General features: G+C 57.4%; 13 protein-coding genes and 1 other RNA gene. 4 read left to right on the forward strand and 10 right to left on the reverse strand.

The genetic code is table 11. The features are described 5' to 3' along the window. Positions 1–60: 60 nt before the first annotated feature. The 6 genes from gcvH to UR504_RS08730 form a co-directional block, all read right to left on the reverse strand. Positions 61–450 (reverse strand): glycine cleavage system protein GcvH, encoded by a 390-nt coding sequence (gene gcvH / locus UR504_RS08705; RefSeq protein WP_008499718.1) that lies wholly within the window; start codon positions 448–450, stop codon positions 61–63. 23 nt (positions 451–473) lie between these two features. Beyond that, the gene (gene gcvT / locus UR504_RS08710; protein WP_302237351.1) at positions 474–1568 is read right to left on the reverse strand and encodes a glycine cleavage system aminomethyltransferase GcvT; all 1095 of its coding nucleotides are present in this window, start codon (positions 1566–1568) and stop codon (positions 474–476) included. Between the two features lie 397 nt (positions 1569–1965). Beyond that, a complete protein-coding gene (ubiI, locus tag UR504_RS08715; RefSeq protein ID WP_302237354.1) occupies positions 1966–3168 on the reverse strand; it encodes an FAD-dependent 2-octaprenylphenol hydroxylase in 1203 nt (400 codons plus the stop codon). A gap of 12 nt (positions 3169–3180) precedes the next feature. Beyond that, the gene (gene ubiH / locus UR504_RS08720) at positions 3181–4359 is read right to left on the reverse strand and encodes a 2-octaprenyl-6-methoxyphenyl hydroxylase (RefSeq protein ID WP_320739614.1); all 1179 of its coding nucleotides are present in this window, start codon (positions 4357–4359) and stop codon (positions 3181–3183) included. Beyond that, positions 4356–5669 (reverse strand): Xaa-Pro aminopeptidase, encoded by a 1314-nt coding sequence (pepP, locus tag UR504_RS08725; protein ID WP_302237569.1) that lies wholly within the window; start codon positions 5667–5669, stop codon positions 4356–4358. Before pepP ends, ubiH begins: the two co-directional genes overlap by 4 nt. A 31-nt stretch (positions 5670–5700) precedes the next feature. Then, positions 5701–6279: a YecA family protein gene (locus UR504_RS08730; protein WP_029739212.1), complete on the reverse strand. Its 579-nt coding sequence runs from the start codon at positions 6277–6279 to the stop codon at positions 5701–5703. Positions 6280–6447: 168 nt separating this feature from the next. Between UR504_RS08730 and zapA the strand changes: the two genes are divergently transcribed. The 3 genes from zapA to UR504_RS08745 all read left to right on the forward strand — a co-directional run bounded on the left by zapA (position 6448) and on the right by UR504_RS08745 (position 7623). Beyond that, positions 6448–6777 (forward strand): cell division protein ZapA, encoded by a 330-nt coding sequence (zapA, locus tag UR504_RS08735; protein WP_006811891.1) that lies wholly within the window; start codon positions 6448–6450, stop codon positions 6775–6777. Positions 6778–6818: 41 nt separating this feature from the next. Further along, positions 6819–7002, forward strand: a non-coding RNA gene (ssrS, locus tag UR504_RS08740) — 6S RNA. 24 nt (positions 7003–7026) lie between these two features. Beyond that, positions 7027–7623: a 5-formyltetrahydrofolate cyclo-ligase gene (locus UR504_RS08745; RefSeq protein ID WP_127732256.1), complete on the forward strand. Its 597-nt coding sequence runs from the start codon at positions 7027–7029 to the stop codon at positions 7621–7623. Between the two features lie 96 nt (positions 7624–7719). On the opposite strand, the gene serA is transcribed toward UR504_RS08745, so the two are convergent. Further along, positions 7720–8952: a phosphoglycerate dehydrogenase gene (gene serA / locus UR504_RS08750; protein WP_111963213.1), complete on the reverse strand. Its 1233-nt coding sequence runs from the start codon at positions 8950–8952 to the stop codon at positions 7720–7722. 266 nt (positions 8953–9218) lie between these two features. Beyond that, positions 9219–9878, reverse strand: a complete 660-nt coding sequence (rpiA, locus tag UR504_RS08755) for a ribose-5-phosphate isomerase RpiA (RefSeq protein WP_302237365.1) — start codon at positions 9876–9878, stop codon at positions 9219–9221. 127 nt (positions 9879–10005) lie between these two features. Between rpiA and argP the strand changes: the two genes are divergently transcribed. Then, entirely contained in the window at positions 10006–10899 is an 894-nt protein-coding gene (gene argP, locus UR504_RS08760) for a DNA-binding transcriptional regulator ArgP (RefSeq protein WP_008499727.1), read from the forward strand. Between the two features lie 48 nt (positions 10900–10947). Here argP and UR504_RS08765 read toward each other — a convergent pair whose 3' ends face one another. Together UR504_RS08765 and argO are read right to left on the reverse strand one after the other, a co-directional pair. Continuing rightward, a complete protein-coding gene (locus tag UR504_RS08765) occupies positions 10948–11688 on the reverse strand; it encodes an oxidative stress defense protein (RefSeq protein WP_029739214.1) in 741 nt (246 codons plus the stop codon). A gap of 91 nt (positions 11689–11779) precedes the next feature. Beyond that, positions 11780–12415: an arginine exporter ArgO gene (gene argO / locus UR504_RS08770; protein ID WP_127732260.1), complete on the reverse strand. Its 636-nt coding sequence runs from the start codon at positions 12413–12415 to the stop codon at positions 11780–11782. Positions 12416–12441 lie beyond the last annotated feature (26 nt).

Genomic DNA, 12441 nt, shown 5'->3' on the forward strand with positions numbered 1-12441 from the left:
TGAGGGTGTCGTCTGTTCCCCTCACCCTACTCTCTCCCCAAAGGGGAGAGGGATAATGGCTTACTCGTCTTCTAACAGTGCTTCGTACGCGGTCGCATCCAGCAGTGCGGCAACCTGGGATTCGTCGCTGGCTTTGATCTTGAAGATCCAGCCGCCTTCATAAGGCTCGCTGTTGACCAGCTCTGGCGAATCGCTCAGCGCGTCGTTGACGGCAACAATCTCACCGCTTACCGGCGCGTAGATATCGGATGCCGCTTTTACGGACTCCGCCACGGCGCAGTCGTCGCCCGCGCTAACGGTCGTGCCCACGTCAGGCAGGTCAACAAACACCATGTCGCCCAGCAGCTCTTGCGCGTGCTCGGTGATCCCTACGGTGTAAGTGCCGTCCGCCTCTTTGCGCAGCCACTCGTGTTCTTTGCTGTATTTCAGTTCTGCTGGCACATTGCTCATTGAAGTTCTCCTGATAAAAATGATTAGGCGACCGGCTTACCGGCGCGAACAAAAATCGGTTTGGTCACGTTGACCGGCATTTCGCGGTTGCGGATTTGCACCACCGCCGTTTCGCCAATGCCCGCCGGCACGCGTGCCAGTGCAATACTGTAGCCCAGCGTCGGGGAGAAGGTACCGCTGGTGATCACGCCTTCGCGAGGATTGCCGTCAGCATCGGTAAAGCGCACCGGCAGTTCACCGCGCAGCACGCCCTTCTCGGTCATCACCAGACCCACCAGCTGTTCAGTACCCTTCTCGCGCTGCATCTCCAGCGCTTCACGGCCAATAAACTCACGGTCAGCCGGTTCCCAGGCGATGGTCCAGCCCATGTTGGCGGCCAGCGGAGAGACGCCTTCATCCATCTCCTGACCGTAGAGGTTCATCCCTGCTTCCAGACGCAGCGTATCGCGCGCGCCCAGACCCGCAGGCTTCACGCCCGCTTCCACCAGCGCACGCCAGAAATCAGCGGCCTTCTCGTTCGGCATCGCAATTTCATATCCCGCTTCACCGGTGTAGCCGGTGGTGGCGATAAACAGATCGCCCGCCTGCACGCCGAAGAACGGCTTCATGCCAGCGGTGGCTTTGCGCTGCTCGTCGTTAAACAGAGAGGCGGCTTTCGCCTGCGCGTTCGGCCCCTGCACGGCGATCAGCGACAGATCGTCACGGACGGTGATGTCGATGGAATAAGGTTCGGCGTGTTGGGTGATCCAGGAGAGGTCTTTTTCGCGGGTGGCGGAGTTTACAACGAGGCGGAAGAAATCTTCAGTGAAGTAATAAACGATAAGGTCATCAATCACGCCGCCCGAGGCATTCAGCATGCCGGTATAGAGCGCTTTGCCCGGCGTCTTCAGTTTGGCGACGTCGTTTGCCAGCAGATAACGCAAAAACTCCCGGGTGCGGCTACCGCGCAGATCGACAATCGTCATATGGGACACGTCGAACATACCGGCATCGGTGCGCACCGCGTGGTGCTCATCAATCTGAGAGCCGTAGTGCAGCGGCATCATCCAGCCATGGAAGTCCACCATGCGGGCGCCGCATAACACGTGTTGTTCGTACAAAGGAGTCTGTTGAGCCATCTTGTCCTCGTTGAAAAATTCACCGTGAAACCCGGTATCGGCCCCGCGTTCGGGCACCGACGCAAACGTTCTCTTTTACCTGAACTTACCACCGAAACCGGCGGTTAACCATAAGGCAAAATGGGTCATCACATTAGCTTATGACCAAAAAACGCTAAAAAGCCTACAGAGTTATTCACTGGAAAAATGCGATTAACCCCGCACAAAATTAACAATGCTCTAACAGGATTTAGCACATGGTGATATTTCGTGCGGAAAATCGGGCCGAATTTCCGTAACGAGAAAAATGCGACATTAGATTATCTAATGCGAAAAATGACGTGAAATTAGAATATTTCAAACGAGGGAATTTCCCCGGCGCAGAGGCCGGGAAAAGAAAGTGTGACAGGGGTCTAAATTAACGCAGCCAGTCCGGCAGGTCGTTAAGACCCATCGCCTGACGGAGGAGTTGGGGCTTAACGCCCGGAAGGGTGTCAGCAAGCTTGAGGCCAATATCGCGCAGCAGTTTTTTCGCCGGATTCGCTCCGGCAAACAGCTCGCGGAAGCCCTGCATGCCCGCCAGCATCATCGCCGCGCTGTGCTTGCGGCTGCGCTCGTAGCGGCGCAGGTACAGATGCTGACCAATATCTTTCCCTTCGCGATGCAGGCGACGCAGCTCCTCAACCAGCTCCGCCGCGTCCATAAAGCCGAGGTTAACACCCTGTCCTGCCAGGGGATGAATGGTATGCGCCGCATCCCCCACCAGCGCCAGACGGTGCGCCGCAAACTGACGCGCGTAGCGGCCGGTTAACGGGAATACCTGACGTTCGCTTTCAAGCGTGCACAGGCCAAGGCGGTTATCAAAGGCCACGCACAGCGCCTGGTTAAAGGCCTCCGGCGTCGCCTCATGCATCTGCCGGGCTTTCTCCGGCACCAGAGACCAGACAATCGAGCACAGGTGCGGGTCGCTAAGCGGCAGGAACGCCAGAATGCCGTCGTTGTGGAAAATCTGGCGCGCCACGCCGCCGTGCGGCTCTTCGGTACGGATCGTCGCGACCAGCGCGTGATGACGATAGTCCCAGAAGGTCAGCGGGATGTCGGCTTTATTCCGCAGCCAGGAGTTCGCACCGTCAGCACCGACTACCAGACGCGCGGTCAGCATGTCGCCGCTCTGCAGGGTGATAAACGCCTCGTTTTCGCCCCATGCCACCTGCTGGATCTGCGCAGGCGCAATCAGCGTCACGTCGCTGCACTGCTGTGCTTTCTGCCACAGCGCGTGGTGGATCACCGCGTTTTCAACGATGTGCCCCAGATGGCTATAGCCCATGCTTTCATCATCAAAAGCAATATGACCAAAGCTGTCTTTATCCCACACTTCCATGCCGTGATAGCAGCTGGCGCGGTGCGCCACAATATCTGCCCAGACGCCAAGGTGCGTCAGCAGCTTTTCGCTGGCCGCATTGATCGCCGAGACGCGGAGTTCCGGCGGCGCATCCGGTGCAACGGGCTGGGGCTGCTTTTGCTCCAGCACCGCCACGCGCAGGCCGCTGCCCTGCAATCCACAGGCCAATGCCAGTCCAACCATTCCGCCGCCAACGATGGCGACATCAACATTTTGCACGATGATAACTCCTTAACGTGCGACCCAACCCAGGGTCCGCTGCGCCAGCACGTCACGTGCCGGAATGAATAGTTCCATCGCCATCAGCCCGAGGTTGCGGCCCGCAACCAGCGGTGCCCAGCGATTGGCAAAGAGATGGACTAAGCCGTCGGTAACGCCGATTGTCGCCTCTTTATCCGCCTGACGGCGCTTCTGGTAATGACTCAGCACCGAATACGCCCCGCAGTCTTTTTGCTCGCCCCACGCCTGCGCCAGTGATTCGGCCAGGCTCATGACGTCGCGTAAGCCCAGGTTAAAGCCTTGCCCCGCGATGGGGTGCAGCGTCTGTGCGGCATTACCGACAAGCGCCAGACGATGGGAGACAGACTGAGACGCCGTGGTCAGCGAAAGCGGGTAGACCGTCCGCTTGCCTGCGTGGGTAATACGCCCCAGCCGCCAGCCAAAGGCTTTCTGCAGCTCGGTACAAAAACGTTCGTCGGACCAGGCCTTAACCTCTTCGGCCTTATCCTGAGGATGACACCACACCAGGGAACAGCGCCCGTCCGACATCGGCAGCATCGCCAGCGGACCATGCTGCGTAAAGCGTTCAAACGCCCTGCCGTGGTGTTCAGCTGCGGTAGAGACGTTTGCAATGACTGCCACCTGGCCGTAAGGCTGCTGGCGCCACTCCACGCCACACTGGCTGCCGAGAGACGAGCGCGAACCGTCCGCGGCGACCAGAAGCTGGCCTTCAAGAACGGTGCCGTTTTCCAGCGTCACGCTAACCGACGCCTCACTACGGCTCACGCTGGCCACGCGCGCCGGACAATGCAGCGTGACGCCCGGCGCGTCCTGGAGCAGGCGGAACAGTCGCAATCCGACGTCGTGCAGCTCAACGACCTGACCCAGGGCATCAATCCGGTAGTCCTGCGCGTCCAGCGTGACAAAGCCAGCATGGCCGCGATCGCTGACGTGCACGGTACCGATCGCCGTGGCGCGGTCGGCTATCGCCTGCCAGATACCAATGCGCGAAAGCTGCTGGCAGGTGCCCTGCGCCAGCGCAATGGCGCGCGCATCAAAACCGGGGTGGTTTGACGCCTCTGGCGCAACGGCTTCCACCAGGTGCACCGGAAGCTGGCCCTGCGTCAAATGCGAAATGGCCAGCGCCAGCGTGGCCCCGGTCATGCCGCCGCCAACGATAATCACGCTCATGCGCGTGCCGCTGCCATCAGCGCCTCGATATCGTCAGCGTTTTTCACGACGCTGGCGGTCAGGTTTTCGTTACCGGTTTCGGTAATCACGATGTCATCTTCAATACGAATGCCAATCCCGCGGTACTCTTCAGGCACGTCGGCATCCGGCGCGATATACAGGCCCGGCTCCACGGTTAACACCATGCCCGGCTCCAGCACGCGCGAACGGTCGGTGCCGTACGCGCCAACGTCATGCACGTCCAGCCCCAGCCAGTGGCTCAGGCCGTGCATGAAATACGGTCGATGCGCGTTTTCAGCAATCAGGGTGTCTACATCCCCTTTCAGGATCCCAAGCCTGACCAGACCGGTAATCATGATGCGCACCACTTCGCCGGTCACTTCCTGCATGGAGGTACCGGGACGATACAGCCTGAGCGCCGCCTCAAGAGACTCGAGAACGATGTCGTAAATGGCGCGCTGTGCCGGTGAGAACTTACCGTTCACCGGGAAGGTACGGGTGATGTCCCCCGCATAGCCCTGATATTCGCAACCGGCGTCAATCAGCACCAGATCGCCGTCGCGCAGCACGCTTTCGTTCTCGGTGTAGTGCAGAATGCAGCCGTTTTCCCCGCCGCCGACAATTGTGTTGTAAGAGGGATAGCGCGCGCCGTGGCGGTTAAATTCGTGGTGAATTTCGCCTTCCAGCTGGTATTCGAACATCCCGGGACGGCATTTCTCCATCGCGCGGGTGTGCGCCAGGGCGCTGATTTCACCCGCACGGCGCATCACGTTAAGCTCCTCTTCAGACTTGAACAGGCGCATCTCATGCACCACCGGACGCCAGTCCGTCAGCGTGGCCGGTGCGGACAGGTTCTGGCGCGAGCCTTTGCGCAGCTTATCCAGCGCGGTGAAAACAATCTCATCTGCGTACGCATATTCGCCCTGCGCGTGATAGAGCACGTCGAGGCCGTTAAGCAGCTGATAGAGCTGCTGGTTGATTTCGCTAAACGCCAGCGCGCGGTCAACGCCCAGCTTCGCCGGTGCGGCCTCTTGCCCCAGGCGGCGGCCAAACCAGATTTCAGCAGTTAAGTCTCGTACGCGGTTGAAAATCACGCTGTGGTTGTGGGTGTCATTGCTCTTAATCAGCACCAGCACCGCTTCCGGCTCGTTAAAGCCGGTGAAGTACCAGAAATCGCTGCTCTGGCGATAGGGATATTCGCTGTCGGCGCTGCGCGTCACTTCGGGCGCAGCAAAAATTAGCGCGGCGCTCCCCGGCTGCATTTTCGCCAGCAGCGCCTGACGGCGGCGCGAATACTCTTGACTCGAGATAACCATGACACCCTCCTGTGCGTTATTTTTCTTAATGTAAGGTTGGCTTGCGGACTTCCGGCGCGGTCGGCTGTGAGCGCGTAAAGTTGTCGTGGCACAGCAGTGCCGCCACGCGCACGTACTCGATGATCTCTTCGAGAGACATTTCCAGCTCTTCCTGGTCTTCGTCTTCATCGTAGCCGAGCTGAGCGATATTACGCAGATCGTCGATCGCCTCACCCGCTTCGCCGGTCACTTTATCCAGTTTAGGCTGCGTCACGCCCAGCCCCAGCAGATAGTGGTTTACCCAGCCGGCCAGCGCATCGGCGCGATCGAACACGCTAACGTCGTCGCCTTCAGGCAGATAAAGCTGAAAAAGGAAGCCATCGTCTTCCAGAGAATCGCTGGTGGCGGCGTGCATTTTACGCAGCGCTTCCGCCAGCTCGTGACCAAACGCCAGCCCTTCATTCGTGAGGTCGTGGATCAGCGGCTGCCATGAGCTGTCGCTGTTTCCGCCGCACAGCATGCCACTGATCAGACCGTGCATTTCGGCAGGGGTTAAACCGACTCCCTGCTGGTTCAGTAACTGGTTTAAATCCTTGTAACCAGGCATTTCGTTCTGTATAGACATGAGCATTCGTCGTCAAAGGGGGTAAGTTTCATGATATGCTACCACTTTGGACCCTGGTGATACCAGAAAAGGGCTTGTATCTTCACATCAGGGTAGCTATAGTGTCGCCCCTTCGCAGCCCCCGGGGCCGTAAGCGAAGGCAGCGCAGTCAATCAGCAGGAAGGTGGCATGTCTGCACAACCCGTCGATCTCCAGATTTTTGGCCGTTCACTGCGAGTGAATTGTCCGCCTGAACAAAGGGATGCTTTGAATCAGGCTGCGGACGATTTGAATCAGCGGTTGCAAGATCTAAAAGAACGCACTAGAGTCACAAATACTGAGCAGCTGGTTTTCATCGCCGCGTTGAACATCAGCTATGAACTGACTCAGGAAAAAGCGAAGACCCGCGACTACGCGGCAAGCATGGAGCAGCGCATTAAAATGCTCCAGCAGACCATAGAACAGGCATTGCTTGATCAAGGTCGCAATCCCGAAAGACCGGGACCCAAGTTTGAATAACACTTCTCAGTTGACTATGGTAGAGTAACTGTGAAGACAAAATTTCTCTGAGATGTTCGCAAGCGGGCCAGTCCCCTGAGCCGATATTTCATACCACAAGAATGTGGCGCTCCATGGTTGGTGAGCATGCTCGGTCCGTCCGAGAAGCCTTAAAACTATGACGACACATTCACCTTGAACCAAGGGTTCAAGGGTTACAGCCTGCGGCGGCATCTCGGAGATTCCCTCTCTTTTCTTCTACCGACTACCATGACTCAATTCCCTGAAGTTTCTGCTTCACGCCTGGACATCCGTCAGCTAATTCGTCAGCGCCGCCGTGCGTTAACCTCCGATCAGCAAGCGCATTTTGCCCAGCAGGCCGCCGCCCGTATGATGGCGTATCCCCCTGTCTTGATGGCGCATACCGTTGCGCTGTTTCTGTCGTTTGACGGCGAGCTGGACACCCAACCGTTGATAGAGCAACTCTGGCGCGCCGGGAAGAAGGTCTATCTGCCGGTGCTGCACCCGTTTAGCGAGGGGAATCTGCTGTTTCTGCACTACCATCCGCACAGCGAGCTGGTGGTGAATCGCCTGAAAATCACCGAACCGAAACTCGACGTGCGCGACGTGCTGCCGCTGTCACAGCTGGATGTACTGATCACGCCGCTGGTGGCGTTTGATGAACAGGGCCAGCGTTTAGGGATGGGCGGCGGTTTTTATGACCGGACGCTGCAAAACTGGCAGCAGTACGGGTTGCAGCCGGTGGGCTATGCGCATGATTGTCAGGGCGTGGAGGCGTTACCGGTGGAGAAATGGGATGTGCCGTTGCCGGCGGTGGTGACGCCCAGCAAAATCTGGGTCTGGTAGAATAAAGCCGGGTGGCGCTTACGCTTACCCGGCCTACAAATGCTCAGAGTAGGTCGGGTAAGGCGCAGCCGCCACCCGACACCACAAACCGCACTATCAGTACAGCAGACGCGCGCGAATCGTCCCCGCAATAGACTTCATGCTCAGCAGCGCTTTCTCGGCCACATCATCATCCGCTTCGATATCAATAACCACGTAGCCCATCTGCGAGTTCGTCTGCAGATACTGCGCGGCAATGTTGACGCCCTGCTCGGCAAAGATCTGGTTGATCGCGGTCAGCACGCCTGGACGGTTTTCGTGGATGTGCAGCAGACGACGACCACCGTGCAGCGGCAGAGACACTTCCGGGAAGTTCACGGCAGAGAGCGTAGAACCGTTGTCGGAGTATTTGCTCAGTTTACCCGCCACTTCCAGACCGATGTTCTCCTGCGCTTCCTGGGTAGAACCGCCAATGTGAGGCGTCAGGATCACGTTGTCGAACTCGCACAGCGGAGAGGTAAACGGATCGCTGTTGGTCGCAGGCTCCGTCGGGAACACGTCGATGGCTGCGCCCGCCAGGTGCTTACGCTTCAGCGCATCGCACAGCGCAGGGATATCGACAACCGTGCCGCGCGCGGCGTTAATCAGCAGTGAGCCCGGCTTCATCAGCGCCAGCTCTTCCGCGCCCATCATGTTTTTGGTGGACGCATTTTCCGGCACGTGCAGGCTCACCACGTCACTCATGTTCAGCAGGTCAGACAGGTGTTGAACCTGGGTGGCATTGCCCAGCGGCAGCTTGCTTTCAATATCGTAAAAATAGACATGCATACCGAGAGATTCCGCCAGAATCCCCAGTTGGGTACCGATGTGGCCGTAGCCGATAATCCCCAGCTTTTTACCACGCGCTTCATATGAGCCAGACGCCAGTTTGTTCCACACGCCGCGGTGCGCCTTGGCGTTAGCTTCAGGAATGCCGCGCAGCAGAAGCAGCAGTTCGCCGATCACCAGCTCCGCCACGGAACGGGTGTTAGAGAACGGGGCATTGAAGACGGGAATACCGCGTTTCGCGGCAGCATTCAGGTCAACCTGGTTGGTACCAATGCAGAAGCAGCCGATAGCCACCAGCTTTTCCGCCGCGGCAATAACCTCTTCAGTCAGGTGAGTACGGGATCGCAGGCCAATGAAGTGGGCATCACGGATGGACGCTTTCAGCTCTTCGGTATCGAGCGCGCCTTTGTGAAATTCGATGTTGGTGTAACCTGCCGCACGAAGGCTATCGATTGCTTTTTGATGTACGCCCTCAACCAGCAGGAATTTAATCTTGTCTTTCTCCAGTGATACCTTTGCCATTTACCCGACCCTGTTTTTGTCTGAACTGATGTTGTGCTGGATATGAATCCGCCGTAGCCAACATATCAAAAAAAACTATTGCAGCAATATGAACGTTTGCGTCGGCACTCTGAAGAAAAGTCATACAGAGCAAAATGTCAGAGGAAAATGCTATGGAAATTTACAAACGCGGCAGGATCGGCAAAAGAGGCGTAAAAACGTGACACAAGTCACCAAATTTAGCTTTTCAAAAATTTTTTAGCGGGGGGAGGACTCCCCCCATCAGATCATTTTACGATGGTTTTCACGCCGTCAGCGGTGCCGATCAGCGCCACATCCGCGCCACGGTTGGCGAATAGCCCTACGGTCACTACGCCCGGAATGCCGTTGATGGCATTTTCCAGCGCAATCGCGTCAAGAATTTCCAGACCGTGAACGTCGAGGATCACGTTACCGTTGTCGGTGACTACACCCTGACGGTATTCCGGACGACCGCCAAGCTTCACCAGTTGACGGGCAACCGCGCTACGGGCCATAGGGATCACTTCGACCGGCAGCGGGAAATTACCCAGAATGTCGACCTGCTTGGAGGCGTCCGCGATGCAGATAAACTTGTCCGCAACGGAGGCGATGATTTTTTCGCGCGTCAGCGCCGCGCCGCCGCCTTTGATCATCTGCATGTGGCCGTTGATTTCATCCGCGCCGTCAACGTAAACCCCCAGACGATCCACTTCGTTGAGATCGAAAACGGTAATGCCGAGGCTTTTCAGCTTTTCCGTGGAAGCATCAGAGCTGGAAACCGCGCCCTCGATTTGCCCCTTCATCGTGCCCAGCGCATCGATAAAGTGTGCCGCGGTTGATCCCGTACCGACACCGACAATGGTACCCGGCTGTACGTACTGGAGAGCGGCCCATCCTACTGCTTTTTTCAGTTCATCCTGCGTCATGATCGTTTTGCCTGTGGTGTGAAAACTCAGGGCGCATTATAGAACACGTCGAATGGAATTCGTCTGCCACAAAGGGAAAATTGTGTCATAGTGCAGAATAAGCAAAATTAAGGAGCCAGCCAGAGCAATGAAACGTCCGGACTACAGAACACTACAGGCACTTGATGCAGTTATTCGTGAACGCGGTTTTGAGCGCGCGGCGCAAAAGCTTTGCATCACCCAGTCCGCCGTATCACAGCGTATAAAACAGCTTGAAAACATGTTCGGCCAGCCGCTGCTGGTGCGTACCGTGCCGCCACGTCCAACCGAGCAGGGGCAAAAACTCCTCGCCCTGCTGCGCCAGGTTGAATTGCTGGAAGACGAGTGGCTGGGTGACGAACAAACGGGCTCTACGCCGCTGCTGCTCTCTCTGGCGGTCAACGCCGACAGTCTGGCAACCTGGCTGCTGCCGGCTCTTGCGCCGGTATTAGCAGATTCCCCTATCCGCCTGAACTTACAGGTTGAAGATGAAACCCGAACCCAGGAGCGCCTGCGTCGCGGTGAAGTGGTTGGAGCCGTCAGTATTCAGCCTCAGGCGCTGCCAAGCTGTCTTGTCGATCAGCTGGGCGCACTGGACTACCTGTTTGTGGGGTCAAAAGCCTTTGCCGAGCGCTACTTCCCCAACGGCGTAACCCGAGCCGCGCTGCTGAAAGCCCCTGCCGTGGCGTTCGACCATCTGGACGATATGCATCAGGCGTTCCTGCAACAAAACTTCGATCTGCCGCCTGGCAGCGTGCCGTGCCATATCGTCAACTCGTCTGAAGCCTTCGTGCAGCTTGCGCGCCAGGGCACCACCTGCTGCATGATCCCGCACCTGCAGATTGAGAAAGAGTTGAAAAGCGGTGAGCTGATTGACCTGACGCCGGGGCTGTATCAGCGCCGGATGCTCTACTGGCACCGTTTTGCGCCGGAAAGCCGTATGATGCGCAACGTCACCGACGCGCTGCTGGCATACGGGCATAAGGTGTTGAGACAGGATTAATCGCCTGGATTCCCTCTCCCTGTGGGAGAGGGTTAGGGTGAGGGTAAATTACTGCGCTTTAGCTGCCTCAGTTTGCTGAGTTTGGGTTGGCTCCAGCTGGAACACCACATCCACCTGATCGTCGAACTGGATTGTCGGCTGCTCGTAAGTTTCCTGAGCGGATACCGGGGCGGCATCAGCCTTCATCATACGAACCATCGGGCTTGGCTGGTAGTTAGAGACGTGGTAACGCACGCTGTAAACCGGGCCAAGCTTGCTCTTAAAGCCAGAAGCCAGCTGTTCCGCCTGGTGAATGGCATCATCAATCGCCGCTTTACGCGCTTCGTCTTTATATTTTTCCGGTTGCGCAACGCCCAGCGACACGGAACGAATTTCGTTGAGACCCGCCTTCAGCGCACCGTCCAGCAGCGAGTTAAGTTTATCCAACTGACGCACGGTCACTTCGACGGTACGCACGGCGCGGTAGCCCTTCAGGATGCTTTTGCCATTCTGGTAGTCGTAATCGGGTTGAGTACGCAGGTTCGCAGAGTTGATATCTTTTTTACCGACACCGTTCTGCTCGAGGAAAGAGAGGTATTGCGCAACGCGATCGTCAGCCTGCTTCTTGGCCGTCGCCGCATCTTTCGCCGCCACATTCACCTCAATTGCCAGGGTTGCAACATCGGGTACCGCGTCCACGCTTGCGGTGCCTGACGTGACGATGTGCGGACCATCCGGCAGTTCACTTGCCTGCACCGACACCGCACCGAAACTTACTAATGCCGCCAGGGCCATCACCTTAAACTTCACTGTTATTCCTCCATGTTGCGAAGAGTGCCCATTAACAGGGCGCATGCCAGCAAGCTTAGCGGGTCTTGTTCAGTTGTCCATAAGACAAGGATTAGTTGAACAATTCCTGGACATGATGAATCCCCTCTTTCGCCAGCTGGAAAGCGATAAACCACATCACCAGCCCCACAAGGGTATTAATGATGCGCTGGGCTTTGGCCGTACGCAGGCGAGGTGCCAGCCATGCCGCCAGAATGGCGAGACCGAAGAACCAGAGGAACGAGGCGCTGACCGTACCGAGCGCAAACCACCGTTTCGGCTCAACGTCCAGCTGTCCGCCTAGGCTGCCCAGCACCACAAAGGTGTCGAGATAAACATGCGGATTAAGCCAGGTGACCGCCAGCATGGTGACGATAATCTTCCAGCGGCCCTGCTTCATGACCTCCGCGCTCGCCAGCTCGAGGTTGCTGCTCATCGCCGTTTTCAGGGCACCAAAACCATACCAGAGCAGAAACGCCACGCCGCCCCAGGTAACCAGCGCCAGCAGCCACGGAGACTGCATCAGCAGCGCGCTGCCGCCAAAAATCCCGGCGCAGATCAGCAATAAATCACTTACCGCGCACAGCAGGGCAATCATCAGATGGTACTGGCGGCGGATGCCCTGAGTCATCACGAACGCATTTTGCGGTCCGAGCGGAAGGATCATGGCCGCGCCTAAGGCAAGCCCTTGAAAATAATAAGATAGCATGACGATTTTCTCGCAGTGTTGTTCTG

This window comes from Enterobacter sp. 241F3 (genome assembly GCF_034106785.1).
In the GTDB taxonomy this organism is placed as follows: Bacteria; Pseudomonadota; Gammaproteobacteria; order Enterobacterales; family Enterobacteriaceae; genus Enterobacter; species Enterobacter vonholyi.